At 71.3% G+C, this 24,471-nt stretch carries 26 protein-coding genes and 1 riboswitch; of the genes, 18 read left to right on the top strand and 8 right to left on the bottom strand.

From position 1 onward, the window contains the following. Positions 1-66 precede the first annotated feature (66 nt). On the bottom strand, positions 67-831 hold the full coding sequence (locus JAO84_RS14045) for a maleylpyruvate isomerase family mycothiol-dependent enzyme (protein WP_370413169.1): 765 nt from the start codon (positions 829-831) through the stop codon (positions 67-69). Between the two features lie 222 nt (positions 832-1,053). On the opposite strand from JAO84_RS14045, the gene JAO84_RS14040 reads away from it, so the two are divergent. The 3 genes from JAO84_RS14040 to JAO84_RS14030 all read left to right on the top strand — a co-directional run bounded on the left by JAO84_RS14040 (position 1,054) and on the right by JAO84_RS14030 (position 2,812). Then, on the top strand, positions 1,054-1,671 hold the full coding sequence (locus JAO84_RS14040) for a hypothetical protein (protein WP_370413168.1): 618 nt from the start codon (positions 1,054-1,056) through the stop codon (positions 1,669-1,671). 110 nt (positions 1,672-1,781) lie between these two features. Then, a complete protein-coding gene (locus tag JAO84_RS14035) occupies positions 1,782-2,246 on the top strand; it encodes a hypothetical protein (RefSeq protein ID WP_370413167.1) in 465 nt (154 codons plus the stop codon). Between the two features lie 29 nt (positions 2,247-2,275). Further along, entirely contained in the window at positions 2,276-2,812 is a 537-nt protein-coding gene (locus JAO84_RS14030; RefSeq protein ID WP_370413166.1) for an N-acetyltransferase family protein, read from the top strand. 10 nt (positions 2,813-2,822) lie between these two features. Here the strand turns inward: JAO84_RS14030 and JAO84_RS14025 are convergent, their stop codons facing one another. The 3 genes from JAO84_RS14025 to JAO84_RS14015 are packed head-to-tail and all read right to left on the bottom strand — an operon-like array spanning position 2,823 to position 4,526. Further along, positions 2,823-3,473: a hypothetical protein gene (locus JAO84_RS14025; protein ID WP_370413165.1), complete on the bottom strand. Its 651-nt coding sequence runs from the start codon at positions 3,471-3,473 to the stop codon at positions 2,823-2,825. 19 nt (positions 3,474-3,492) lie between these two features. Beyond that, positions 3,493-3,702: a DUF397 domain-containing protein gene (locus JAO84_RS14020; protein ID WP_370413164.1), complete on the bottom strand. Its 210-nt coding sequence runs from the start codon at positions 3,700-3,702 to the stop codon at positions 3,493-3,495. Beyond that, positions 3,684-4,526, bottom strand: coding sequence for a helix-turn-helix domain-containing protein (locus JAO84_RS14015; protein WP_370413163.1), 843 nt, complete (start codon positions 4,524-4,526; stop codon positions 3,684-3,686). Before JAO84_RS14015 ends, JAO84_RS14020 begins: the two co-directional genes overlap by 19 nt. A gap of 217 nt (positions 4,527-4,743) precedes the next feature. On the opposite strand from JAO84_RS14015, the gene JAO84_RS14010 reads away from it, so the two are divergent. Continuing rightward, entirely contained in the window at positions 4,744-5,079 is a 336-nt protein-coding gene (locus JAO84_RS14010) for a hypothetical protein (protein WP_370413162.1), read from the top strand. Here the strand turns inward: JAO84_RS14010 and JAO84_RS14005 are convergent. Continuing rightward, positions 5,055-5,525, bottom strand: a complete 471-nt coding sequence (locus tag JAO84_RS14005; protein ID WP_370413161.1) for a carboxymuconolactone decarboxylase family protein — start codon at positions 5,523-5,525, stop codon at positions 5,055-5,057. The genes JAO84_RS14010 and JAO84_RS14005 overlap by 25 nt on opposite strands. Before the next feature lie 277 nt (positions 5,526-5,802). Here JAO84_RS14005 and JAO84_RS14000 point away from each other — a divergent pair, with 277 nt between their 5' ends. Both JAO84_RS14000 and JAO84_RS13995 read left to right on the top strand, forming a co-directional pair. After that, positions 5,803-6,804 (top strand): hypothetical protein, encoded by a 1,002-nt coding sequence (locus JAO84_RS14000; protein WP_370413160.1) that lies wholly within the window; start codon positions 5,803-5,805, stop codon positions 6,802-6,804. Positions 6,805-6,835: 31 nt separating this feature from the next. Further along, positions 6,836-7,261: a hypothetical protein gene (locus JAO84_RS13995; protein ID WP_370413159.1), complete on the top strand. Its 426-nt coding sequence runs from the start codon at positions 6,836-6,838 to the stop codon at positions 7,259-7,261. Here JAO84_RS13995 and JAO84_RS13990 read toward each other — a convergent pair. After that, complete coding sequence (locus tag JAO84_RS13990) at positions 7,249-9,558, bottom strand: YfhO family protein (RefSeq protein ID WP_370413158.1); 2,310 nt, start codon at positions 9,556-9,558, stop codon at positions 7,249-7,251. The two genes, JAO84_RS13995 and JAO84_RS13990, sit on opposite strands and share 13 nt — an antisense overlap. 126 nt (positions 9,559-9,684) lie before the next feature. On the opposite strand from JAO84_RS13990, the gene JAO84_RS13985 reads away from it, so the two are divergent. The 4 genes from JAO84_RS13985 to JAO84_RS13970 all read left to right on the top strand — a co-directional run bounded on the left by JAO84_RS13985 (position 9,685) and on the right by JAO84_RS13970 (position 12,838). Further along, complete coding sequence (locus tag JAO84_RS13985) at positions 9,685-10,644, top strand: glycosyltransferase family 2 protein (protein WP_370413157.1); 960 nt, start codon at positions 9,685-9,687, stop codon at positions 10,642-10,644. Beyond that, on the top strand, positions 10,641-11,084 hold the full coding sequence (locus JAO84_RS13980) for a GtrA family protein (RefSeq protein ID WP_370413156.1): 444 nt from the start codon (positions 10,641-10,643) through the stop codon (positions 11,082-11,084). Before JAO84_RS13985 ends, JAO84_RS13980 begins: the two co-directional genes overlap by 4 nt. Before the next feature lie 81 nt (positions 11,085-11,165). After that, a complete protein-coding gene (locus JAO84_RS13975) occupies positions 11,166-11,813 on the top strand; it encodes a SurA N-terminal domain-containing protein (RefSeq protein WP_370413154.1) in 648 nt (215 codons plus the stop codon). A gap of 56 nt (positions 11,814-11,869) precedes the next feature. Beyond that, positions 11,870-12,838: a nucleoside triphosphate pyrophosphohydrolase gene (locus JAO84_RS13970; RefSeq protein ID WP_265868370.1), complete on the top strand. Its 969-nt coding sequence runs from the start codon at positions 11,870-11,872 to the stop codon at positions 12,836-12,838. A 14-nt stretch (positions 12,839-12,852) separates the two neighbouring features. On the opposite strand, the gene JAO84_RS13965 is transcribed toward JAO84_RS13970, so the two are convergent. Both JAO84_RS13965 and JAO84_RS13960 read right to left on the bottom strand, forming a co-directional pair. After that, positions 12,853-14,064 carry a globin domain-containing protein gene (locus JAO84_RS13965; protein WP_370413153.1) on the bottom strand — a complete coding sequence of 404 codons (1,212 nt, stop codon included), beginning with the start codon at positions 14,062-14,064 and terminating at the stop codon, positions 12,853-12,855. A gap of 124 nt (positions 14,065-14,188) precedes the next feature. After that, positions 14,189-14,998, bottom strand: coding sequence for an alpha/beta fold hydrolase (locus tag JAO84_RS13960; protein WP_370413152.1), 810 nt, complete (start codon positions 14,996-14,998; stop codon positions 14,189-14,191). A gap of 122 nt (positions 14,999-15,120) precedes the next feature. Here JAO84_RS13960 and JAO84_RS13955 point away from each other — a divergent pair, with 122 nt between their 5' ends. From JAO84_RS13955 to JAO84_RS13920, 8 genes are all read left to right on the top strand, one after another. Continuing rightward, on the top strand, positions 15,121-16,416 hold the full coding sequence (locus JAO84_RS13955; protein WP_370413151.1) for a cytochrome P450: 1,296 nt from the start codon (positions 15,121-15,123) through the stop codon (positions 16,414-16,416). Between the two features lie 114 nt (positions 16,417-16,530). Then, the gene (locus JAO84_RS13950) at positions 16,531-17,625 is read left to right on the top strand and encodes a transglycosylase family protein (protein ID WP_370413150.1); all 1,095 of its coding nucleotides are present in this window, start codon (positions 16,531-16,533) and stop codon (positions 17,623-17,625) included. A 259-nt stretch (positions 17,626-17,884) separates the two neighbouring features. After that, positions 17,885-18,059, top strand: a riboswitch (cyclic di-AMP (ydaO/yuaA leader). A gap of 3 nt (positions 18,060-18,062) precedes the next feature. Further along, a complete protein-coding gene (locus JAO84_RS13945) occupies positions 18,063-18,764 on the top strand; it encodes a transglycosylase family protein (RefSeq protein ID WP_370413149.1) in 702 nt (233 codons plus the stop codon). Between the two features lie 311 nt (positions 18,765-19,075). Next, positions 19,076-20,368, top strand: coding sequence for a phosphopyruvate hydratase (gene eno / locus JAO84_RS13940; RefSeq protein WP_370413148.1), 1,293 nt, complete (start codon positions 19,076-19,078; stop codon positions 20,366-20,368). A 117-nt stretch (positions 20,369-20,485) separates the two neighbouring features. Further along, entirely contained in the window at positions 20,486-20,965 is a 480-nt protein-coding gene (locus JAO84_RS13935) for a septum formation initiator family protein (protein WP_370413147.1), read from the top strand. Between the two features lie 32 nt (positions 20,966-20,997). Next, positions 20,998-21,546 carry a DUF501 domain-containing protein gene (locus tag JAO84_RS13930; protein ID WP_370413146.1) on the top strand — a complete coding sequence of 183 codons (549 nt, stop codon included), beginning with the start codon at positions 20,998-21,000 and terminating at the stop codon, positions 21,544-21,546. Continuing rightward, positions 21,543-22,487, top strand: a complete 945-nt coding sequence (locus JAO84_RS13925) for an exopolyphosphatase (protein WP_370413145.1) — start codon at positions 21,543-21,545, stop codon at positions 22,485-22,487. Before JAO84_RS13930 ends, JAO84_RS13925 begins: the two co-directional genes overlap by 4 nt. Positions 22,488-22,911: 424 nt before the next feature. Further along, entirely contained in the window at positions 22,912-24,297 is a 1,386-nt protein-coding gene (locus tag JAO84_RS13920; RefSeq protein ID WP_370413144.1) for an NAD(P)/FAD-dependent oxidoreductase, read from the top strand. Positions 24,298-24,471: the final 174 nt, after the last annotated feature.

Here is a 24,471-nt window from a genome sequence, read left to right as displayed (position 1 = left end):
CCACTCCCGGGGCGCCCGGCCCCCATTCGTGCCCACCCTCGCTGTCCTGCTGCTTGCCCCGTTCTCTCAGCCCCAGTCCTGCAGCTGCTGGAGCAGGTCGGCGTCGCCCTCGATCCGCAGCGAGTCGGCCGGGATGCGCATGTACATGAGCAGGGCCATCTCGCTTGCCGTGCCGTGGATGGCGGCGGTGGGCTTGCTCTCGGCGGCCTCCGCCGCGGTGAGGCGGGTGAAGCGGGAACCGGCGGCGTCCACCGTCTGGCGCCAGGAGCCGGCCTCGGCTGCGTGGTAGTCCATGGTGGCGGGCTCGCCCGGCCACGGGACCGTGACGGTGCAGACGGTGGCGAGGAACTCCTCGATGGCGTCGACCGCCTCGGTCGTCGGCAGCTCCTGCGGGGTACCGGAGGCCAGCTGGGCGTCGTAGGTGTGGATCAGCGACTCCGGGACGCGGCGGCGGGCCACGGCGGCCACCGTGTGCGGCGAGGCCAGCGGCTCCCACCAGGCCCAGCAGCCCCGGTCCGGGCCGGCCTCGCGCAGAGCGGTGAGCAGCTGCTCCGTCGAGTCGGCCAGCCAGGTTATGAGGGCCTCGCGCTCCCTGGGCGCCGCCAGGCCGTCCTTGCTCGGCCGCTCGTCGCCCGGCGCGGTGTTCAGCACGATGTAGGCCCAGAAGCGGTCCCCCTCACTGAGGTGGTTCGCCAGGTCGTACAGCGTCCAGCCCGGGCAGGACGGGACGTCGGCGTCGAGGCTGGGGGCCGCGGCGACGGCGGCGCGGAACGCGGCGGACCGCTCGTCAATCATCCGCAGCAGGGTGGGGAAGTAGGGATGCTCAGTCACGCGGACCTTGTATCACCCGGACCGGGACTCTCACACTCGATTAAGACCGCCCGGCACGCCTACTGCCGGGCGCCCTGGGCGAGTTCGGCTTGGGCAAGATCGAAACTTCTCGGACGGGAGCGCGGGCTCGCCCGAGCATGTCGAGTCCCTGGTCTTCACCCTCACCCGCCTGAAGGAGGCGTCCTGACAGAGCTCTGGGATCCGCACGGCAGTCTGCGCCGGATGCTGTGGATCGGCGGTGCGCAGTGGGCCGGGAAGACGACCGTGTCCGAACTGCTGGCCCGGGACTTCGGCGTGACGGTGTATCACTACGACTACCACGACGCCCGGGGCCATCAGGACCGCCGGATCGCGCGGCGGGTGGCGCTGGGGGAGCCGGTGGCGGACCCGGAGCCCGAGCAGGTCTGGACGGGGCGGAGCCCGGAGGAGATGGCGGCCGAGACGCTGGCCGGTTTTCCGGTGCGGTTCGAGTGGGCCCTGGACGACCTGCGCGCCCTGTCGACCGGCCGGCCGGCGATCGCCGAGGGGTGGGGCCTGCGGCCCGAGCTGGTCGCGCCGTTGATCGACTCGGTCCGGCGGATGGTCGTCCTCGTACCCACCGAGGACTTCCGGCAGCACCAGATCCGTACCCTCCGCCGGGCGGGCGCCCTGGGCGTGCCGGTCGGCGACCCGGCGCGCGCCCAGGCCAACCGGATCGCCCGCGACCGCCTCGTCGCCGAGGACGTGGTGCGCGGCGCCCGGCGACTGGGCATCCGCGTGATCGAGGTCGACGGGACGCGGGACGCGGCGGGTGTGGCGGCGTTGGTCGCCGAGCACTTCGGCCCCTGGCTGCGTGCCTGATCCACGGGGCGGGCGGCCGAGGGCGGCCAAGGGCGGCCAAGGTAACGACTTGAACGTGTTCAAGTTCCGTGCCAGGGTACGGCATGCGTTCTTGAGCCCAGAGGTGAAGTGTGTCGCGCTACCGCCGAATATCAGCCCTGATCCTGCCCGCCGTGGCCCTCGCCCTGACGGCCTGCGGCAGGCTCTACGAGCTTCCGCCGCCCGAGGGCGACCCCATCATCCTGAAGCCTGCCGAACTCGCCACCACGTGGACCGATGCCGACGACGGCACCCTCACGCTGAAGCCGGACGGGACGTTCGTCGCCGACAAGATCTGCGTCGCCGTCCGCTGGGAGGAGGGTTTGACCTGGTCCGGAACAGGCACCTGGAAGCAGGGTTCCAACAAGAAGCAGAGCATCCTCGCCCTGTCCTTCGACACCGATCACCCCGTCGACGAATATCGCCCCGAAGAGGTCGAGCGGGAGCCCGACCCCTGGGCCGCCTTGAAGCAGGGCGAGGTCCTGAAGCTCTGGACCCGCGTCGGCGATCCGGACCACGACCTTCCGCACTGCACCCTGACCCGCCCGGCGAACTGACCCGAGGCGGGGTGTGCGAGCATCCGCGCGTGAACGATCTTCGTATCCGCCTCGCCGTCGAGTCCGACCTCCCCACCCTCGTACGCCTCCGCGACGCCGCCGCCCGCTGGATGCTCGCGCGCGGCGTGACCCGCCAGTGGCAGCCCGGCGAGCTCGACGAGGACCACTTCCGGCGCGTCATCGCCGGGGACGGCGAGGTCTGGCTCGCGGAGTCGGAGTCGGAGTCGGCGGGCGGGGGTGCGGTCGTCGGGGCCTGGGAGCTGTGGTGGGACGACGAGGCCGCGTGGGGCGCCCAGCCGCCCATGGCCGGCTACATCCACCGCCTCATGATCGACCGCACCACCGCCGCCCCCGGCACCGGCCGCCGCCTCCTTGCCGCCGCCGAAGCCCGCGTCGCGGCGACCGGCCGCACCCACGCCCGCCTGGACTGCCTGGCCGACAACGCGCCCCTGAACGCGTACTACCGGGACGCCGGCTACCGCCCTGTCGGCCTGGTGGAGGGCAAGCCGCAACCGGGCGGCCCGCCCAAGTCCTTCACCCTGATGGAGAAGGCCCTCACGCCGTAAGGGGGCACATTCAGGCGGACAGTGCGCTTCCCACCAGCCAGTCGAGCAACCTGATCAGCACCAGCACGTTGAACACCACCGCGCAGATGAGCGCGCCGCTGCGTACGCGTCGCAGGAACAGCCGGACGCCCAGCCACACCCCGTATCCCGTCAGGCCGGTGGACACCAACAGGATGAGGATCTCAACGGCTGCCCCCGCACCGTTCTCCTTCGCGATGTACGCGACGGTGTACGCCAGCATCGCCTGCGGAAACCCGAGCAGCAGGATGTTCCGCACGTCCGCCGCGCGCGGCACCTGGACGGGAGCGGTGGCGGGCCGGGGAGGGTAGTACGACGGTGGCGGAGGACCCGACGCGGCGCGCGTGCGGGTGGCCGGCTGAGGCGGCGGCGGGCTGCTGCTCTGCGGCGCCTGAAGGGCCCCGGCCACGCGCGCGGCGAACTCCGGGTCCGCCCGCAATTCGTCGGCGAGTACGGAGGCCACGATGCCGGCCGACCCCTCGCCGGGCTGCTCGTGCAGCCGCGCCAGCGCCGAGGCGCCCAGCGTGCTTCCCCCGAGGCGGCCCCAGACCAGTTCCTGGACCACCTCCTTCTGCGCCGCCGCGACCGAAGCTCCTCCGGTCGCCACCCGGACCGCTGCGGTGGCTAACTCCGATGCCTGCATCGCCGATCCTTCCCCCCGACTACATGGCCGACTTGATCCCGTCCATGAAAGCGGACCAGGCGGCGGCCGGGAAGAGGAGGACGGGGCCGGTGGGGTTCTTGCTGTCCCGGACCGGGAGGAGGGGGAGGGGGACGGTGCCGGTGTCGGCGACCTCCAGGCACTCGCCGCCTTCTGAGTTGCTGTACGAGCTCTTGCGCCAGGTGACCGTGCTCAGATCGACGGCTCGCACTGTGCTTCCTCCAACGTACGCATGATGAACTTCCGTGAATCCGCCGGGGAAAGGGCCAGATCGCGAACTCGATCGTAACGGAGCTGCAGGAGGTCCACGTCGGCTGATTGTTCGATCAGGCTTCCGGAGTAGTTGGTCTCGACCCAGGCCACCACGCGGCTGTCCGCGAGTCTCAGGAACGTCGTCTGGGCGCTGTGTAGCGCGTACAGCCCGGCGGAGTGTGGGACCACGTGGATGGTGACGTTCCGGCGGTCGTCCATCGCGAGGAGGTGCTCCAACTGCTCCTGCCACTGAGTCCGGTCCGGAAGCGGCGTGCGGAGCACGGTCTCCGACAGGATCGTGCGGAAGTTGAGTGGGCTGGGGCCGGTCAGCAGCTCGTGTCGCCCAATGCGTGCCTCGACCTGTCGGTCCAGTTCTTCGCCCTCATGGATGCCTGCCCCCATCAGTGTGCGCGCGTAGGCCTCTGTTTGGAGCAGGCCCGGCAGTACGCAGGTCGCGTGCTGCCAAATGCTCACCGCCTCCGCCTCCAGCGCCATGTACTGGCGGTACTTCTCGCGGAACTGCGACTGGTCGCCCGCCGCCAGCTCCCACAGCACCAGTAACAGGTCCGACGTTCCGTAATACGTGTCCAACGCCTGGGCGACCTCCGGGCCGCCGATCGTCTCGCCCTTCTCCATCTTCGAGAACAGCGTCGCGTCCCAGCCAAGCGCCGCCCCCAACGCCCGGAAGCTCAGCTTGCGTTCCAGTCGCAGCTTGCGCAGCTCCTCGGTGAAACGCTTGCGCGGCTCCTGGCTGCGGCCGGTGACCACTCGTCTCGGCGGCATCAGCACTCCTTCCCGGAAGGTGTGGAAGTACCGGAACGACGACGGGGAACAACGGCCGCGAAACCGGCCTCCCCAACCTGCCCCGGGTTCATCCTCGACATGCCCCATTACGGAGGGTAGTCCAACACCTGGAGCTGTTGTCATGGAATGCGGCGCTTTTGTGTACGACGAAGTCGCTGGTGTGGTAGGGGAGTTCCGGGGCCACGCCGGGCCCCACGTGATGCTCCGGCCCCTCGGCGGCGGGCGCGAATGGCAGGCCGACCCCGCCCACATCCGGCTCGCGACGCAGGACGAGCGGCTGAGTGCCGGGGTGCGGGCGGTGAACGAGCGGGCGCGGGCGGCGGCGGTGGCGTTCCTGGACGTGGAGTTGCCGCCCGCGCCCGTCCCCGTAACGGGGTGTGCGGAGTGTGACGGCCTGGCGGGGCGTCGCCGCACGGCGCGGGTCGCGTACGACGGGAGTGCGGAGGCGGACGCCAACGTGCTCCTCCGCCGGCATCTGGCGAAGGAGCACGCGGGTGAGGGGAGCGGTCAGGCGAACTGGCCGACCTGGTAGTCGCCGCCCGGCATCTGGAGCAGGACGTTCATGCGGTTGAAGGCGTTGATCAGGGCGATCAGGCCGACGAGGCCGAGGAGCTGCTCCTCGTCGTAGTACTTGGCCGCGTTCAGCCAGACGTCGTCCGGGATGCCGGTGCCGTCGGCGATACGGGTGCCCAGCTCGGCGAGTTCGAGGGCGGCGCGCTCGGCGTCGGTGAAGACCTTCGCCTCGCGCCAGGCGCCGACCATGATCAGTCGCTGTGTGGTCTCGCCGGCCGCCTCGGCCTCCTTGGTGTGCATGTCGAGGCAGAAGGCGCAGCCGTTGATCTGGCTGGCGCGGATCTTCACCAGTTCCTGGGTCAGGACGGGCACTCCGGACGCGGTGACGGCGTTGCCGGCGGCCGCGAGGTGCTTGATGAGCTTGCCGGCGGTCGGGCTGGTGAAGGGGTTGAGGCGGGGTTCCATGATGGGCTCCTTTTGTGCCGTTCTCATCGTCGCTACACCCCTATGACGAGACGGCCGGAGCGTCTGTGACAGGCTCCAGTGTGACCTGAGTCACACTGTCGTGCGATGCGCTCCTCCGACTTGCGGACTATTGGTCGCGGCGGCGTATGCGGCGGTGTGTCCGCATGCCTCGTGTCGGCTCGGTGTGGCTTGATCGGCGGAGTTCCCGGTAGGGACCGGAACGTCCACCCCCCATGCGGCACCCCCTTGGCGAGGAGTCCCGAGCGTGAGACTGACCATGCATCCTGCGGTATCCCCACGACGTGGCGCCCTGCTGCTCGCCGCGGCGGCGCTGCCGGCCGCGCTGGTGGGGCCCCTGGCCGCGCCCGCGCAGGCGGCCCCCGTGACCGTGACCTTCAACGCCGGCGCCAATCAGGCCTTCAACGTGCCCTCCGGCGTCACCCAGCTGACCATCACCGCCGTTGGCGCCGCGGGCCGGAGCGGGGTCAACGGAGGGCTGGGCGGTGACGGCGCCAGCGTCACCGGCACCATCACCGTGCCGTCGGGGGTCACCACCCTCTACGTCAATGTCGCCCAGGGCGGAGGCAGCAGCGGAGACCTGACCGAATTCGGCCTCGGAGGCGGCGCCAGTGACGTCCGCACCTGCGACTCCACCATCCCGAGCTGTCTCCTCACCGGCGACCCCGCCACCGACCCACGCCTGATCGTCGCGGGCGGCGGAGGCGGCGGCGGAAGCATCGGCGCGTCCTCACCCATCACCCTCACCGAGGCCTACGGAGGAGACGCCGGAGACACCGGCCAGGATGGCGGCAGCAGGCCCGATGGCGGTGGAGGAGGGGGCGGCGGAAGTCAGACGATGGGCGGCGACGGTGGCGCCGGATGCGTCGCCGGGGGTGCGGGCGGAGGCGGCGGCGGAGCCGGTTTCGGCGGCGACGGAGGAGCTACCGGCTTCGAAGGCGGAGGTGGTGGAGCCGGCTGGCTCGGCGGAGGTGGCGGCGGCAGCTGCAACTCCGTCACCAACGACGGCCTCGGGACAGGTGGCGGTGGTGGCGGGTCCAACCGCGTCCCGGCGGGCGGTACCTCCAGGCTCGCCACGGGCCCGGCCATGGTGACCATCACCTACGAGCAGGCCGGCGGGAACAACGGCGGAGGCGGCGGGTCGATCCTGCCCATCAACCTCAGCGGCGTCCTGCCGATGTTCAACAACATCAGCGTCAACAACAACATCAACAGCCCCGGCGCCAGCAACACCACCACGCAGAACCTGAACACGCCCTGAACACGCCCTGATCCACGCATAGGGTGTCGGCATGTCACTGGGTCGCATAGTCCTCACGTCCGGTCGTTCGATCGAGCTCACCGAGCTGCGGATGTCTGAGACCTACGGGGGGATGCTGGAGGGCTACCCGTGCAAGCGGGTCAACGACCGCAGGGTCGAGTGGTTCCAGCGGCTGGCGGAGCGGGCGTATTCCTCCCGGCCGGTGCACTTCGTGGAGCCCTCCCGCGAGTACCCGGACGGGTCCGTCGGCGGCGGCGCCTTCGGTCCCGTCGAGGTGCTGCCCGGCGTGGCCTGTATCGGTGTCTTCGATTCCGGGGCGCTCGACAGGGCGATGGACGGTTCCTCCCTCGTCGTCGTCTGGTTTCAGCCGGAACCGGTGGTACCGGCGGGCGAGGACGCCGATCTCGCGCTGCGCGGCATCCGCTGGGAGGAACTGGCGCAGGACTACGAGCTGTAGCGACGCCGTCCCCACAGCACCCATCCCGCGAGCGCCAGCAGCGACGCCCCCGCCGCCGCGAGGCCGAGCCGCAGGCCCGGCGGGCGGAAGGTGCACGTCACCTCGCGCTGGTCCGAGGTGACCGGGGCGGCGACCAGGCCGCCGTACGACTCCGCCGACCGGCCGTCGCAGTGCCAGCCCGGGATGCGCGGCGCCGACAGGACGAGGGTGCCCGTCGTGCCCGGGCGAAGGGTGGCGTGGAAGCCCGTGGAGGTGACGTCCACCACCGGCGGGGCGGAGGCCCGGAGGGTGGTGACGGCGGCCCGTAGACGGGTGTGGTCCAGGCAGGCGAGTTCGCCCTTCGCGGGGACACGGGGCTTCAGGCCCGGCACCTTCTGGACGCCCAGCGAGACCAGGGCCGCGCGCCACTTCAGCAGCTGGCCGCGCAGCTTCACCGTACGGTCGCCGAGCGAGGCCGGGCCGGTGTAGTCGGGGGACCAGAAGAAGACCTCGGTGCCGACGCGGCAGGCGCCGGAGGGGGTCGGGGGCTCGTACACCCGGGCGCCCAGGAGGAGTTCCTGGTTGCGGAAGGGGGAGGGGCCGTAGACGGGGGGCGGGCCCGGGGGCCGGAGGGTCACCAGGGGCGCCGGCGGGGTGGCCGTACGGACGAGGTCGCCGTCCCGCAGGCGCGCGCCGACCGCGAACAGGGCGTCCGTGACCGGGTTGTCGAGGCTCTGCAGGTTGCGGCCGCGCGAGGTCCAGCCGACGCCGAGCGCCGCCATGGTGCGGGTGAGGACGTCGGGGGTGAGGCTGCTGTAGTAGGCGCCGCCCTGGCCGCCGAGCATCATCGGCTCGTTGCCGGTGGTCTGCGGCCGACCGGAGTCCACGCGGTACGCCGGCCAGCCGTCGGCCCGGTCGAGCGCCTCGTACCACCGGGTGTCGGCGGCGCTCCACGCCGGGTAGTCGTCGAGCCGCCGCAGCCGCTCCTTGTCGCCCCACGCCGTGGTCGCGGCGGCCTGCGCGACGAGGACGGCGGCGAGGAGGGGCAGGGCCAGGCGCCGGTGCCGTACGAGGACGACCGCGAGACCCGCCGCGAACAGCGCCCACCCCCACGGCGTCGCCTCGCCGCTGCCCAGCGCGCCGAGCGCGAGGACCCCGACGACGGCGACGCCGCCGAGCAGCGCGCGCCGGTCCGGCGGGCCGTCGGCGACCGCCGCCCACGCGGCGATCACCAGGACACCCGCGAGGACGAAGGTCTGGCGGTACGGGCTGCCGTTCGGTGTCGCGAAGACGTGCCACACCAGGTGCGTCGGCCCGAACTGGAAGGACAGCGCGACCCCGGTCACGACCGCCGGCCACAGCCACCTGCGCCGGAAGAGCAGGGAGGCCGCAAGCACCGGGACGGCCGTGAAGACGAACAGGGCCGGGGTGGAGAAGCCGTACGTGGCGGGCATCAGGCGGGCCGCGAGGTCCGCGCCGCCGGCCGGTGCGAAGTCCCGGACGACGCCGGGGTACGCGTACCGCGTCCCCAGGAACACCGGCACCAGGACCGGCGTCGCGAGGCCCACGCCGAGGAGCACGGTGAGGGCGCCGCGCAGGATCACCCGCCACCGCGGGGCGGTGACGATCAGGACGAGGGCGGCGCCGAGGGTCGCCATGTAGGCGGTGTAGAAGTTGGCGGTCCAGCAGACCACGACGACCAGCGGGCCGAGCAGCGGCCGCCGCCCCTCCCGTACCCACACCCCCACCAGGCAGAGCAGCGGGAACGCGATCAGGCCGTCCATCCACATGGGGTTGTAGACGGCCTCCAGGATCGCCCAGCCGCACAGGCCGTACGCCGCGCCGAGCACCCCCGGCGCCCACCAGAGCACTCGCTTGCCGGTCACCGGCTGGAGCCGGGGCAACAGGAAGGCCATCGCGGCCGCGGCCGCCGCCGTCTTCAGGACGGTGATCGCGTACAGCGCGTACGCCAGGTCGGCGCGCGGCGCGAGCGCCACCAGCGGGGCGAACGGGCTGGTCAGATAGGTGCCCAGATCGGGCAGGAAGCTGGTGCCCCAGCCCGACTGCCAGTTCAGGAGCAGCCCGCCGTCGGCCCGCCCGTGCAGCAGGTCCCACAGGCGCGCGTGGAAGGGCAGGAACTGGTTGCCCAGGTCGTTCACGCTGCGCCGGTGGTGGCCGAACGGGAAGGTGGTGGCGACCGCGTCCCCGGCGCACACGGCGACGACGGTGAGCAGCGCCGCCAGTCCGGTGGGACCGGCCGGGCTGTTCCGGATTCTGTTCCCGATCCCGATCCCGCTGGTGTTTCCGCTGATGTTCATCGTGGTGTCGAATATGACAGGGCAGATCATGAAATCGGCCCCGGTGCCGGGCAGTTCATTCAATGGTCGCCTCGTCGTCACCGGTGGAATCCGGCGGCGACATCCGGACCGGTTGTCGTGTGGTCCGTGCTGCTCTCGATCGTGGTCCCGTGCTTCAACGAAGAAGAGATCATCGGTCGCTTCCACGACCAGGTGACGGCCGAACTCTCCCGTTTCGACGGAGAATTCGAGATCGTTTACGTGGACGACGGAAGCCGTGACCGAACGCTCCCCCTTCTGGAGGGGATCGCCGACGGCGATCCCCGGGCGCGCTATGTCTCCTTCAGCCGCAACTTCGGCAAGGAGGCCGCCATGCTGGCCGGCCTCCGGGCCGCCGCCGGCGACGCCGTCGTGATCATGGACGCCGACCTGCAGCACCCGCCGGAGCTCGTGCACCGCATGCTGGCGCTGCACGCCGAGGGGTACGACCAGGTCATCGCCCGGCGCACGCGCACCGGCGACCGGGTCACCCGCACGCTCACCGCCCGCGCCTACTACTGGGCGATCAACCGCCTGGTGGACGTCGAGCTGGTCGACGGCGTCGGCGACTTCCGGCTGCTTTCCCGGCGCACGGTCGACGCCGTTCTCGAACTGACCGAATACAACCGTTTCTCCAAGGGCCTGTTCGCCTGGGTCGGATTCAAGTCGACGACCTTCGAGTACGAGAACGCGGTGCGCGAGCAGGGACGTTCGAAATGGACGTTCGGAAAGCTGCTCAACTACGGCCTCGACGGCCTTCTCTCCTTCAACAACAAGCCGCTCCGCGCCGCCGTCTATCTCGGAATGATCCTGGTCGCGGTGGCATTCGCGTACGCCGCCTGGATCGTCGGTGTCGCCTTGGTGAACGGCGTGGACACGCCCGGTTATGTCACCCTGCTCGTGACGGTCACGGCGCTCGCCGGCGTCCAGATGGTGATGCTCGGGCTGGTCGGCGAGTACGTGGGCCGCATCTACTACGAGGTGAAGCGCCGCCCGCACTATCTGGTCAAGGCCACCAACACGCGCGTCCCCGCGCCCCGGGAAGAGCAGGAACTCGTCCGCCGATGACGCCGAGCACCACGAGGAACACTGCCTGGCAGGTGGTGCGGTTCGGCCTGGTCGGCGTCGTCAACACCGGCACGTACTACGGGCTCTACCTGCTCCTCGGGCTGTGGGTGCCGTACATCGCCGCCCATGTCCTCGCCTTCGCGCTGTCCATGGTCGGCTCCTTCTTCCTCACCTCGTACTTCACCTACCGCACCCGCCCCACCTGGAAGAAGTTCCTGCTGTTCCCGCTGACCAACGCGGCGAACTTCGTCATCACGACGGTCGGCGTCTACGTCCTCGTCGACCTCATGGACGTCGACAGCACCTACGCGCCGCTGATCGCCGCGGCGGCGGCGATCCCGGTCACCTTCGTGCTCTCCCGGACGATCATGCTGGGACCCGACACCACCCGAACACGTGAGTCGTTGACCGAATCGACCGAGACAGTCGCCGCGAAGTAGTGGCCCGCGCCACGGTGACTGCCTAACATCGATCACCGCACGGTCGTTCCACTGACGCACGACCCACGCCGGGAGGCTCCTTTGCACCGCCGCACTGCGCTCTCCGTCTCCGCCGCCGCGACGCTGCTCGCCGCGGCCCCGCTGCTCACCGCCTGCGGCAGTGACGCCCATCCGGGCGCGGCGGCCGTCGTCGGCGGACAGCGGATCGACGTGTCCAGCCTCCAGGCCCAGGTCGCCGACGTGCGCACGGCGCAGCAGGCCTCGCCGAACGCGGAGCAGCTGATCCGCGAGACCGGCGACCTCAGCCGCCAGAAACTGCACGACATGATCTTCGACCGGGTGGCGCGGAAGGTCGGCGAGGACAACGGGGTCACCGTCAGCCGCGCCGAGGTCCAGCAGGCCCGCAGCGACTTCGTCCGGCAGAGCGGCGGCGAGCAGCAGATGGCGACCGCCCTGCTGCAACAGCGCGGGGTGGCGCCGGGCCAGATCGACGACGTGGCCCGGCGGGCCGTCCTCATGAACAAGATCGCGTCCAAGCTGGGGATCACCAACACCCCGGAGGGGCAGAAGAAGCTCACGGAGGCCTTCAGCAAGGCGTCCAAGGAGCTGAAGATCGACGTGAACCCGCGCTACGGCAGCTGGGACGACGAGAAGATCCAGCTGGGGACGTACACGGCGCCGTGGGTACGGCAGATCACCAAGCCGGCGGCCGTGGAGGCCGGGGCCTGAGCCTGGGCCGGGGCCGGGGCCTGATCAGCCCTTCGGCGACGGGGTAGGTTCGAGGTGTGAACGCTGAGAACCGTGGTCGTGTCGTCCTGCTCACCGCCAGCCACCGGGTGGCGCCGGGCCTGCTCTCCTGGCCGGCCTGGCAGGCGCTGCACGGGGCGGACCGGGTGCTGTGCCCGGACGCGGACCACCCCCAGCTTCCGTATCTCAAGGAGGCCGGGGTCACCGTCGAGGTGCTGCGGCCGACGGCCGAGGAGCTGGTCGAGGCCTGCGCCGGGGGCCGTACGGTGCTCGTGCTGCCGTCCGGCGAGGGCGACCGGGCGCTCACCGACGGGCTCGCCCGGCTCGCCGGTTCGGGCCGGGTCGCCATGCCCGACCTGGAGCTGCTGCCCGGCTCGTACGACCTGCCGGGCGCCCGGCTGCTCGACCTCGTCCAGGTCATGGACCGGATCCGCCGCGAGTGCCCCTGGACCTCGCGGCAGACGCACCCGGGCCTGGCGAAGTACGCCATCGAGGAGGCCTACGAGCTGGTCGAGGCCATCGAGGACGAGGACCGGGAGGCGCTGCGCGAGGAGCTCGGCGACGTGCTGCTCCAGGTGGTGTTCCACGCCCGGATCGCGGAGGAGGACGCCGAGGAACCGTTCTCGGTGGACGACGTGGCCGGGACGATCGTGGAGAAGCTGATCCACCGGCACCCGCACGTCTTCGGCGACGCGACCGCCGAGACCCCGGAGGACGTCAAGGAGCACTGGCTGCGCACCAAGGCCGCGGAGAAGCGGCGCGACTCCGTCACCGACGGCGTCCCGCTCGGCCAGCCCGGCCTCGCGCTCGCCGCCAAGCTCGCGGGCCGGGTACGGACCGCCGGACTCGACGTGCCGCTTCCGGCCGCCGACGGCATCGGCTACGAGCTCCTCGCCCTGGCCGTACGCGCGGAGGCCGCCGGCGTCGACCCGGAGGCCGCCCTGCGCGCGGCGGGCCGCCTCTACCGGGACGCGATCCGTGCGGCGGAGGGCCTGGAAACCCCGTAGGACAACTACAGGTCTCAGGGCTCGCGCGGTGCGCGGGCGTCCGGGTTGTGCCACTGGAGCTGCGGCGGGCTGAGGAGCCACTCCGCGCGGGTGGCCGGGCGGGTCCGGAAGCGGCCGACGGACGGCAGCCGGTCGTGGAAGATCCGGACCGGGTCGGTGCCGAGGCAGGCCAGCTCCTCCGACACCTCGTCGAGCAGGCCGGGCGGGCCGGCCAGATAGACGTCGTGGGCGGGCCAGTTCACGCCCGCCCGCAGGGCCTGGACCAGGCGCTCGGTGGCCTGGTCGCGGGGGCGGCCGGGGGCCGCGGTGATGTAGGTGACGTGCAGGCCCGGGAGCAGCCCGCACAGGCGCTGCGCGTCGGCCCGCCCGTACAGGTACTCCTTGGCCCGGGCGACCACGAACAGGCGCCCCTCAAGGCCGGGTTCGTCCCGCGCGGCCTCTTCGAGCAGCGCCCGCACCGGCGCCCAGCCGGTGCCGCCGGCGATGTACGTACGGGGTTTGCCGGGCGGGGTACGGGCGGTCAGCGCGCCGCCCGGGGAGCTCAGCCGGACCGTCTCGCCGACCCGCAGCCGCTCGGTCAGGGCGGTGCTCATCAGCCCGCCCCGGATCCGGCTCACATGCAGCTCCAGGGTGCCGTCCGGGCGCGGCGCGTTGGCGAGGGAGTAGGTGCGCCAGACCCGGGGCAGGTGGAGCGTGCTCACGCTCACGTACTGCCCGGCGGCGTACGGGTAGGGGCGGCGCGGGCGCAGCGTGAGCAGCGTCAGGTCGTCCCCGTACCGCTCGTGGCCCACGACGTCCGCGTCCCACCAGGCCGGCTCCCCCTCCGCGACGGCCTCCGCGGCGCCCGCCTGCATCAGGTCGGCGACCCGCCCGTACGCCTCGGTCCAGGCCTTCTCCGCCTCGATCGTCCACGCGGCGCCCGCGGTGTGCGCGAAGGCGGCGAGCAGGCTCGCGCCGACCGCGCAGTAGAGCGGGGGCGCGGCGAGGAACTTGCGGTGGTCCCGGCCCAGCTGCCCCAGATAGTGCGCGAGCCCGGGGTCCTCCACATGCGTCACCACATGGGTGAGCGCGGCGAACAGCCGGTCCCGCTGGGGCGCCAGGTCGGCGGGGAACAGCTCGCGCATGCCCGGGTTGTGCCAGAAGAGATGCGAGTAGAAGAAGGCGACGGCGTGCTCGGCACGCCGCTCGACGACCGCGAACACGCTTCTGAGCAGCTGGGCATCCACGCGGTGAATCTAAGCCCCGGAGTGTCACCGCACGGGCGGACTTCGGCATTCGCCTGCGGAGTCGGCCCTCCGTATGTCAGCTCCGGCACCACCTCCGGCATCAGCCCCGGTGCCGGCTCCGGTGTCAGCCCCGGAAGAAGTCTGTCAGGACGGGGGCCAGGACCTCCGGCGCGATGGTGTGCTCCTCGCCCGGGAAGACCCGCAGGGTGTAGTTCCCGGCCGAGGCGGCGAGCTCCCGGGCGCCGGTCAGCATGTGCGGCGCGCCGGCGTCGCCGCTGCCGACGAGGACGGGCACGGTCACCGGGGCCCAGCGCTCGACCGGCAGGGGCCGGCCGGACATGGTGTCGCCCATGACCTGCCCGTCGTACGGGAGGGTGCGGGCCACGGCCTCCATGCCGGACCAGAACGGGGCCTGCCGCATGCCCGCGACGACTTCCTCGGGCAGGTTGATCGCGGCGGTCATGAAGTACGCGGCGGCGTCCCCGTACGCCCCCTTCGCCACCAGCTCCGTCAGGTGCGCCACATAGTCGGCGGGCAGGGGCGGGCGGCTGTCGTCGGTGATGAACGGCGGCTCGTAGAGCGCGAGGCGGGTCACGGCGGCGCCCCGGGCGGTGGCCTCCAGGGCGAGCACGGCGCCCGAGGACATGCCGAAGAGCATGGCCGAGCCGCCGGCCGCCCCCGCGATCACCGCGTCCAGGTCCTCGACCTCGCGCCGCACCTCGTAGCCGGTGAGCCCGGAGGCGTCGCCGCTGTCGCCGCGGCCGCGCCGGTCGTACGTGATCACCGTGAAGTGCTCGGCGAGCAGCCCGGCCAGCGGGCCGGACTCGGCGTGGGACATGAACGCCCCGCCGATGAGCACGACGGCGGGCCCGGAGCCCTGCCGCTCGTAGGCGATCGGCGTGCCGTCGGCGGAGACGACCCTGTTCGTGGCCATGGTGAAGATCCCTTCCCCCTCGATGCGATCTTGTCTGCGACCTTACGGGTCGGGTCTGACAACCCGCGGCAGCCGCGGCAGCCGCGGCCTCCGCAGCATCCGCGGCCTTGTACGGTCGGGGGGTGAGCACCGCCCCCTCGTCCCCGTCCTCCCCGCCGCCCGCGCCCGAGCTCTTCACCTGGGAGTTCGCCACCGATCCGTACCCGGCGTACGCCTGGCTGCGCGAGCACGCGCCCGTGCACAAGGCCACCCTGCCCAGCGGGGTCGAGGCCTGGCTGGTGACCCGGTACGCGGACGCCCGGCAGGCCCTCGCCGACCAGCGGCTGTCGAAGAACCCGGCGCACCACGACGAGCCGGCGCACGCCAAGGGGAAGACGGGGATCCCGGGCGAGCGCAAGGCCGAGCTGATGACGCATCTGCTCAACATCGACCCGCCGGACCACACCCGGCTGCGCCGGCTCGTGTCGAAGGCGTTCACGCCGCGCCGGGTCGCGGAGTTCGCGCCCCGGGTGCAGGAGCTGACCGACCGGCTCATCGACGACATCATTTCGAAACAGCACAGCGTGGAGAAGGGGAGCGCGGACCTCATCCACGAGTTCGCCTTCCCGCTGCCCATCTACGCGATCTGCGACCTGCTCGGCGTGCCCGCCGAGGACCAGGACGACTTCCGGGACTGGGCCGGGATGATGATCCGGCACGGCGGCGGGCCGCGCGGCGGGGTCGCGCGCTCGGTGAAGAAGATGCGCGGCTATCTCCTTGAGCTCATCCACAAGAAGAGGGAGGAGCCGGGGGAGGATCTGATCTCCGGGCTGATCCGCGCCTCGGACCACGGCGAGCACCTCACCGAGAACGAGGCCGCCGCCATGGCCTTCATCCTTCTCTTCGCCGGTTTCGAGACGACGGTGAATCTGATCGGCAACGGTGTCTACGCGCTGCTGCGCAACCCCGAGCAGCGGGCCGTGCTCCAGGACTCGCTCGCGGCGGGGGAGACGGGGCTCCTGGAGACCGGGATCGAGGAGCTGCTGCGGTACGACGGTCCGGTCGAGCTGGCGACCTGGCGGTTCGCCACCGAGGCGCTGAGCATCGGCGGGCAGGACATCCCGGCCGGTGATCCGGTTCTGGTGGTGCTCGCCGCCGCCGATCGGGACCCGGCGCGCTTCGCGGAGCCGGACACCCTGGACCTGGCACGGCGCGACAACCAGCACCTGGGGTACGGGCACGGCATCCACTACTGTCTGGGCGCCCCGCTGGCCCGTCTCGAGGGGCAGACGGCGCTCGCGACCCTGCTGACTCGCCTGCCGGACCTGCGACTTGGGGCCGATCCGACTGAACTGCGGTGGCGCGGCGGGCTGATTATGCGTGGCCTGCGCACGCTTCCGGTGGAGTTCAGCGCTTCCCACAAAATCGCGCGGAACTGACGGACCATCAAGAATGTGATCTTCGCGTGATCTGCGCTGCATCGACTTGTGACGTGCGTTCGAATGCCGCTACGTTCACCCGCAGTCTCAGCAGTCACGCGAAAGGCACTCCGCATGCGCTCCGGGAACGGACGACACCGCAGACCCCGCCAGGCCCCCGCACTCGTCGTCGCGGCGGGAGTCACCGGCTCGGCCATGGCACTGCCGCTGCTCGCCACCGGCTCCGCCTCCGCTGCCGACGCCCAGACCTGGGACCGGGTGGCCGAGTGCGAGTCGGGCGGCGCGTGGAGCGCCAACTTCGGCAACGGTCTTTACGGCGGCCTGCAGTTCACCCAGGAGGGCTGGGAGCGGCACGGCGGCCTGGCCTACGCGCCGAGCGCGGACCAGGCGAGCCGGGCGCAGCAGATCGCCATCGCGGACAAGGCGTTCGCGGCCGGCGACAACCAGTGGGCCACCTGCGCCCCGATCGCCGGCCTGAAGAAGGACGGCAAGACGCCGGCCGTCGACCCCGGTCCGGGCGTCACGCCCGAGGAGTCCACCGGCCCGGCGCCGGAGTCCAACCGCACCGACGGCCTGCCCGCCACCGGCGCCACGGGTTCCACCGGCACCACCGCCGACCCCTCGACCGGCACGACCGCTCCGGCGACTCCGGCGACCCCCGCCACCCCTTCCACCGGTACGCCGACCACGCCCGGGTCCACGACCGCCCCCGCCACCCCGGCGACCCCCGCCACGCCCGCGACCCCGGGCGGCTCCGTAACGCCGGGCACGCCGGGTGCGCCGGACGAGTCCCTTCTGCCCGGTCTGCCGGGAACACCCGATGCGACCGGTACGCCCGGATCGCCGGATGCGACCACGCCCGGAACCGGCAAGCACCGCGGTGACGCCGCGACAGATGAATCGGGCGCAACGGACAGCTCGTCCGATTCCGGACGGCACGCCGCACCGGCTGACGGGGCGGCGGGCGGCACGGCCGACGGCGCCACCGGCGGTGGCGAGGCGGGCGATTCGGGCACCGCGGACAAGGCGGACGAATACACCGTCAAGCCGGGTGACAGCCTGTCGGGCATTGCACGGGACAACGGTCTCGACGGCGGCTGGTCCGCCCTCTACGACGCCAACAAGTCGACGGTCGGCTCCGACCCGGACCTCATCCTCCCTGGTCAGAGCCTTGAGTTGAGGCTCGGACTCGGCGACGCCCAGAAGTAGTTCGCGGCTGAATGTCCGGTTCTGTCCAAGTGAGACATGGGTCTCTCTTGCCGAACTGGCGTGTCACGCCCGCAAACTTTGCTCACCGCACTCCTCACCTGCGCAAACAGGGCCTGACGGAGTGCAAGTAGGGGCGATTTTTCCGGGTTGATGGTCTTTGAACTTCTCCCGGGTCTATGTCTACGGTCGTCACCGCTCGCCACCGCGGGCCCCGTCGACCGGTACGCCGAATCCTGCCGCCGACCGATGGGAACAGTCGTCGCGTCGAGCGCCGAAGGCAGGAGCGGGGGACCCAAGGTACGTGCCGGCCCCGGCCGCCCAACACGGGCGGCCGGAGACCGGCTTGGGGTGGAGCCGCGTGCTAGGACACGCGGCCGGGCAACTCACTCGCCCGAACCCGACAGCTCACCTCGTAGGCGTCGGTGAGGAGAACTTCCATGCTGCTTTCCGGCAAGGGCAAACACCGTCGTGCCTCCAAGGCCACCCGCGCCGTCGCGCTCGTCGGCGTCGCCGGCGTCGCCGTCGCCGCCCCGCTGATGACCGCGGGCTCCGCCTCGGCCGCCACCAGCTCCGAGTGGGACGCCGTCGCCCAGTGCGAGTCCGGCGGCAACTGGTCCATCAACACCGGCAACGGTTACTACGGCGGCCTGCAGTTCTCGGCCTCCACCTGGGCCGCCTACGGCGGCACCGCCTACGCGGCGCGCGCCGACCAGGCCTCCAAGTCGCAGCAGATCGCCGTCGCCGAGAAGGTCCTCGCGGGCCAGGGCAAGGGCGCGTGGCCGAGCTGTGGCGTGGGCCTCTCCGGCGCCTCGTACGACGGCGGCTCCGCCGAGGCCCCGACCTCGGCCCCGGCTCCGAAGCGCACCGCCGAGCAGCCGACCACCCGCAGCGAGCAGCGCACCGCGCCGAAGCCCGCCGCGCCGAAGAAGACCGAGTCGAAGAAGACCGTCACCACCCCGACCGGCAAGAAGGTCAAGAAGGGCGACGGCGAGTACAAGGTCGTCGCCGGCGACACCCTCAGCAAGATCGCCCAGGCGCACCACGTCAAGGGCGGCTGGGAGAAGCTCTTCGAGCTGAACAAGGACATCGTCCAGGACGCCGACCTGATCTACCCGGGTCAGCAGCTCCACCTGAAGTAAGGCGAGATCCGGGAGCGAGACCCGGAGTCAAGGAAGGACGGGGACGGTCCGGCGGTCGTCCCCTTCCCCCGCCCTCCCCGCGGTGACCGGGAGACCGGCCCGGAGCAGCCCGCTCCGGGCCGGTTTCGTACCGGTAAGTAACCGACTCGACCGCGGGGTCTTTCGTCCTCGTATGCATGCCCTCGGGTCCTTTTTCGTCCCAGGGGGCGGGCGCCCGGCTGGCCGGAGGCCCCGAGCCGGTTAGGCTCTTGTCGCAAGGCGAACGAGACCTTGCCGCATGCGTCACAACCAGCGTCACATCCCAGAAGGAGATGCTCGTGCCGTCCATCGACGTCGTCGTAGCCCGGGAAATCCTGGACTCCCGAGGCAACCCCACGGTCGAGGTCGAGGTCGGCCTCGACGACGGCAGCACCGGCCGTGCTGCCGTTCCCTCCGGTGCCTCCACCGGTGCGTTCGAGGCCATTGAGCTCCGCGACGGGGACCCCAACCGCTACCTCGGCAAGGGCGTCGAGAAGGCCGTCCTCGCCGTCATCGAGCAGATCGGCCCGGAGCTCGTCGGCTACGACGCCACCGAGCAGCGGCTGATCGACCAGGCGATGTTCGACCTGGACGCGACCGAGAACAAGGGCTCGCTCGGCGCCAACGCCATCCTCGGCGTCTCGCTCGCCGTCGCGCACGCCGCCTCCGAGGCCTCCGACCTCCCGCTCTTCCGCTACCTGGGCGGCCCGAACGCGCACCTGCTGCCCGTTCCGATGATGAACATCCTGAACGGCGGCTCGCACGCCGACTCCAACGTGGACATCCAGGAGTTCATGATCGCCCCGATCGGCGCGGAGTCCTTCTCCGAGGCGCTGCGCTGGGGTGCCGAGGTCTACCACACCCTCAAGAAGGTCCTGCACGCCAAGGGCCTCTCCACCGGCCTGGGCGACGAGGGCGGCTTCGCCCCGAACCTGGAGTCCAACCGCGCCGCGCTCGACCTCATTGTCGAGGCCATCAAGCAGGCCGGCTACACCCCGGGCAAGGACATCGCGCTCGCGCTCGACGTCGCCGCGTCCGAGTTCTACAAGGACGGCAAGTACGAGTTCGAGGGCCAGTCCCGCTCGGCCGCCGAGATGACCGAGTACTACGAGGAGCTCGTCTCCGCGTACCCGCTGGTCTCCATCGAGGACCCGCTGTACGAGGACGACTGGGCCGGCTGGAAGGTCATCACCGACCGCCTCGGCGCCAAGGTGCAGATCGTCGGCGACGACCTCTTCGTCACCAACCCGGAGCGGCTGGCCCGCGGCATCGAGGAGGGCACCGCGAACGCCCTGCTCGTGAAGGTGAACCAGATCGGTTCGCTGACCGAGACCCTCGACGCCGTCGAGATGGCCCAGCGCAACGGCTTCAAGTGCATGATGTCGCACCGCTCCGGCGAGACCGAGGACGTCACCATCGCCGACCTCGCCGTCGCCGTGAACTGCGGCCAGATCAAGACCGGCGCCCCGGCCCGCTCGGACCGCGTCGCCAAGTACAACCAGCTGCTGCGCATCGAGGAGATCCTCGACGACGCCGCGGTCTACGCCGGCCGCAGCGCCTTCCCGCGGTTTCGCACTGCGAACTAATTAAGAGGGGCAAGGGCTGAGCCTCTCCGTAAGGCAGCTTCCGTACGTCCCCGCACTCGGTCCCGTACCGTGTGCGGGGACGCACGTTTGATGAGGTGATCTGGGGAGGCACTGGACATGGCCGTGAAGAACCGGGACCGGGACCGGTTCTCGACCGCGACCCGGATCAGGCTGCTCGGCGAGCAGACCGCCGCCCGTGTCTACCGCTCCCAGACCCGCCGCCAGGCCCGCCGCTCCCGGCTCACCGGCCGCGCGGCCTTCCTGGCCCTCGTGGTCTGCTCGCTCGTGGTGGCGCTCGCCTATCCGATGCGGCAGTACGTCTCCCAGCAGGGCGAGATCGCCGACCAGGAGCGCAAGGCCGCCGAGGCGGCGGAGCGGGTCGAGGAGCTGCGGGACGAGAAGGCCCGCCTGCAGGACCCGGCCTATGTGCGCCGGCTCGCCCGCGAGCACCTGCACTACGTGCTGCCCGGCGAGACCGGCTTCACCGTGAACGACCCCGAGGCGGAGCACCGGCCCCGCACCGACCAGGACGCGACGGACGACCGCCCCTGGTACGACAACCTGTGGGACGGCGTCGACAACGCCGACCGCCGCTGACCCCCGTACACACGACGACGAGCAAGGCAGACATGGAAACGCCCCCTCCGCAGACCGCACGCACCGAGCCCACCGACGTGGACGTCGCCGCGTTCGAGGCCCAGCTCGGCCGGCCGCCGCGCGGCCTGCGCGCCATCGCGCACCGCTGCCCGTGCGGCAACCCGGACGTCGTCGAGACCGCGCCGCGGCTGCCCGACGGCACGCCGTTCCCGACCACGTACTACCTGACCTGCCCGCGGGCCGCCTCCGCCATCGGCACCCTGGAGGCCAACGGGGTCATGAAGGAGATGCAGGCCCGGCTCGCGACCGACCCCGAGCTCGCCGCCGCCTACCGGGCCGCGCACGAGGACTACATCGCGCGCCGCGACGCCATCGAGGTCCTGGAGGGCTTCCCCTCGGCCGGCGGCATGCCCGACCGGGTCAAGTGCCTGCACGTGCTCGTCGGCCACTCGCTGGTCGCCGGCCCCGGCGTGAACCCGTTCGGCGACGAGGCCCTCGCGATGCTGCCCGAGTGGTGGGCCAAGGGCCCGTGCGTGAACCCGTGCGCGGAGAAGAACGACGAGGACGGGGAAGCCAAGTGACCCGGGTCGCCGGAATCGACTGCGGTACGAACTCCATCCGCCTGCTCGTCGCGGACCTCGCTGTGCCCGATAGCGCCTCCGGCGCGGGGTCGACGGGCGAGCTCGTCGAGCTGGACCGGCGGATGACGATCGTCCGGCTCGGCCAGGGCGTCGACAAGACCGGCCGGCTCGCGCCCGAGGCGCTGGAGCGGACCTTCGCCGCCTGCCGCGAGTACGCCGCGGTGATCAAGGAGTTCGGGGTCGGCACCGACCGGCTGCGCTTCGTCGCCACCTCCGCCTCCCGCGACGCCGAGAACCGCGAGGACTTCGTCAAGGGAGTCGTGGAGATCCTGGGCGTCGAGCCCGAGGTGATCACCGGCGACCAGGAGGCCGAGTTCTCCTTCACCGGCGCGACCGGCGAGCTGCACGGCGCCGACCGGCGCCTGGTGGTGGACATCGGCGGCGGCTCGACCGAGTTCGTGGTCGGCAACAAGCACGTCGAGGCCGCCCGCTCGGTCGACATCGGCTGCGTCCGGCTCACCGAGCGGCACGTCCGGCACGACCCGCCGGCCGCCGAGGAGGTCGCCGCGATCCGCGCCGACGTGCGCGCGGCGATGGACCTGGCCGCCGAGACCGTGCCGATCACCGAGGCCGAGACCCTGGTCGGGCTCGCCGGTTCGGTCACCACGGTCGCCGCGATCGCCCTCGGGCTTCCGGAGTACGACTCCGAGCGCGTCCACCACTCCCGGATCTCCCGCGCCCAGGTCGACGAGGTCGTCGCCCGGCTGCTCGGCTCCACCCACGACGAGCGCGCCGCGATCCCGGTGATCCACCCCGGCCGGGTCGACGTGATCGTCGCCGGAGCCCTGGTCCTCGCCGAGATCATGGAGCGGACCGGCGCCGCCGAGGTCGTGGTCAGCGAGCACGACATCCTCGATGGGATCGCGCTATCCGTCGCATAGCGGGCGGCTATGAGCCCCTGTGAGAGGCCTGCGAAGGGCCTCCGAGGGGCCTTCGGGGACCCTCTTCGGGCCCCTGGAGGACCCCTTCGCCAAAAGGTTCGTGAAGTTCTTCACAAGGAAAAGGGCCCTGTGGGAGCCGTTGGAGGGCCTTTGGTCCCTCCGAGGGGTTCCGCGGGGCCCTTTCGCAGGCGCGGAGGCCACTTCGCTCGTTGTTTCCATCGTGTGAACGTGCCCTGCGGTTCAGCGTTAAAGAAGGCTCTCCGGTCCAGTTCACAGGGGGTGAACAACGTTCTCCCCGGCACCGTGGTTCCTTTGCTGGACCATGACCTGGGTCACGTGGGCGGCGGAGTGTAGCAGAGGTGCCTCGGAACCTTGTGAAGGGGCGCACGAGCCACCCCTCCCAAGGGGGTGGATACTCGGATGCATGAGCACCACGGAGCGTCCCAGGATCCTCGTAGTAGGCGGTGGGTACGTAGGCCTGTACGCAGCTCGGCGCATCCTCAAGAAGATGCGCTTCGGCGAGGCGACCGTCACGGTCGTCGACCCGCGGTCGTACATGACCTACCAGCCCTTCCTCCCCGAAGCCGCCGCCGGCAGCATCTCCCCGCGTCACGTCGTCGTCCCGCTGCGACGCGTCGTGCGCGGTGCGGAGGTGCTCACCGGCCGGGTCACCACCATCGACCAGGACCGCAAGGTCGCCACGATCGCGCCGCTCGTCGGCGAGGCGTACGAGCTGCCGTTCGACTACCTGGTCATCGCGATGGGTGCCGTCTCCCGCACCTTCCCGATCCCCGGCCTCGCCGAGCAGGGCATCGGCATGAAGGGCATCGAGGAGGCCATCGGCCTGCGCAACCACGTCCTCGAGCAGCTCGACAAGGCCGACTCGACGACCGACGAGGAGGTCCGCCGCAAGGCGCTGACCTTCGTCTTCGTGGGCGGCGGCTTCGCCGGCGCGGAGACCATCGGCGAGGTCGAGGACATGGCCCGCGACGCGGCGAAGTACTACACGAACGTGAAGCGCGAGGACATGCGCTTCATCCTCGTCGACGCCGCCGACAAGATCCTTCCCGAGGTCGGCCCGAAGCTCGGCCAGTACGGCAAGGAGCACCTCGAGGGCCGCGGCATCGAGATCTACCTCTCGACGTCGATGGACTCCTGCGTCGACGGCCACGTCGTGCTGAAGAACGGCCTCGAGGTCGACTCCAACACCATCGTGTGGACCGCCGGTGTGAAGCCGAACCCGGCGCTCGCCCGCTTCGGTCTGCCGCTCGGCCCCCGCGGCCACGTGGACACCTCCGCGAAGCTGCAGGTCCAGGGCATGGACTACGTCTGGGCCGCGGGCGACAACGCCCAGGTCCCGGACCTGGCCGCGATCAAGGCCGGCGTCCCGGCCGAGCGCGCCTGGTGCCCGCCGAACGCCCAGCACGCCCTGCGCCAGGCCAAGGTCCTCGGCGACAACGTGGTGGCCGGCATGCGCGGCTTCCCGCAGAAGGAGTACGCGCACTCCAACAAGGGCGCCGTCGCGGGTCTCGGCCTGCACAAGGGCGTCGCGATGATCGTCATGGGCAAGATGAAGATCAAGCTCAAGGGCCGGCTCGCCTGGTACATGCACCGTGGCTACCACGGCATGGCCATGCCGACCTGGAACCGCAAGATCCGCATCTTCGCCGACTGGACCCTCGGCATGTTCCTCAAGCGCGAGGTCGTCTCCCTGGGCGCCATGGAGACCCCCCGCGAGGAGTTCTACGAGGCGGCCAAGCCCGCCCCGGCGCCGGCCGCCCCGGCGCAGGAGAAGGCCAAGGCCTCCTGACCTCGTAGGTCCGGAAGCACCAGCAGGACCAGCAGCACCGGCAGTACCCGTACTGCCCCGTAGTACACGCAAGGCCGTAAAAGGGCCGTCCGCCATCCGTGGTGCGGACGGCCCTTCGCGTGTTTTTCACGCTGTTTACGCACGCGGCGGGATGGCATCGCCTACGGACGGTGT

The organism is Streptomyces fradiae (assembly GCF_041270065.1).
Lineage (GTDB): Bacteria > Actinomycetota > Actinomycetes > Streptomycetales > Streptomycetaceae > Streptomyces.
The sequence above is the reverse complement of the archived record's forward strand: the minus strand, read 5'-3'. Positions and strand labels throughout refer to the sequence as shown.

Bases quoted from the DNA above. Each gene is read 5' to 3' on its own strand.
- JAO84_RS13920 (WP_370413144.1), top strand. From the start codon at position 22,912: ATGAGCACCACGGAGCGTCCCAGGATCCTCGTAGTAGGCGGTGGGTAC.
- JAO84_RS13935 (WP_370413147.1), top strand. From the start codon at position 20,486: ATGGCCGTGAAGAACCGGGACCGGGACCGGTTCTCGACCGCGACCCGG.
- eno (WP_370413148.1), top strand. From the start codon at position 19,076: ATGCTCGTGCCGTCCATCGACGTCGTCGTAGCCCGGGAAATCCTGGAC.
- JAO84_RS13980 (WP_370413156.1), top strand. From the start codon at position 10,641: ATGACGCCGAGCACCACGAGGAACACTGCCTGGCAGGTGGTGCGGTTC.
- JAO84_RS14015 (WP_370413163.1), bottom strand. From the start codon at position 4,526: ATGCCGCCGAGACGAGTGGTCACCGGCCGCAGCCAGGAGCCGCGCAAG.
- JAO84_RS13930 (WP_370413146.1), top strand. From the start codon at position 20,998: ATGGAAACGCCCCCTCCGCAGACCGCACGCACCGAGCCCACCGACGTG.
- JAO84_RS13950 (WP_370413150.1), top strand. From the start codon at position 16,531: ATGCGCTCCGGGAACGGACGACACCGCAGACCCCGCCAGGCCCCCGCA.
- JAO84_RS13995 (WP_370413159.1), top strand. From the start codon at position 6,836: ATGTCACTGGGTCGCATAGTCCTCACGTCCGGTCGTTCGATCGAGCTC.
- JAO84_RS14005 (WP_370413161.1), bottom strand. From the start codon at position 5,525: ATGGAACCCCGCCTCAACCCCTTCACCAGCCCGACCGCCGGCAAGCTC.
- JAO84_RS13945 (WP_370413149.1), top strand. From the start codon at position 18,063: ATGCTGCTTTCCGGCAAGGGCAAACACCGTCGTGCCTCCAAGGCCACC.
- JAO84_RS14040 (WP_370413168.1), top strand. From the start codon at position 1,054: ATGCTGTGGATCGGCGGTGCGCAGTGGGCCGGGAAGACGACCGTGTCC.
- JAO84_RS14025 (WP_370413165.1), bottom strand. From the start codon at position 3,473: ATGCAGGCATCGGAGTTAGCCACCGCAGCGGTCCGGGTGGCGACCGGA.
- JAO84_RS13960 (WP_370413152.1), bottom strand. From the start codon at position 14,998: ATGGCCACGAACAGGGTCGTCTCCGCCGACGGCACGCCGATCGCCTAC.
- JAO84_RS13990 (WP_370413158.1), bottom strand. From the start codon at position 9,558: ATGAACATCAGCGGAAACACCAGCGGGATCGGGATCGGGAACAGAATC.
- JAO84_RS14000 (WP_370413160.1), top strand. From the start codon at position 5,803: ATGCATCCTGCGGTATCCCCACGACGTGGCGCCCTGCTGCTCGCCGCG.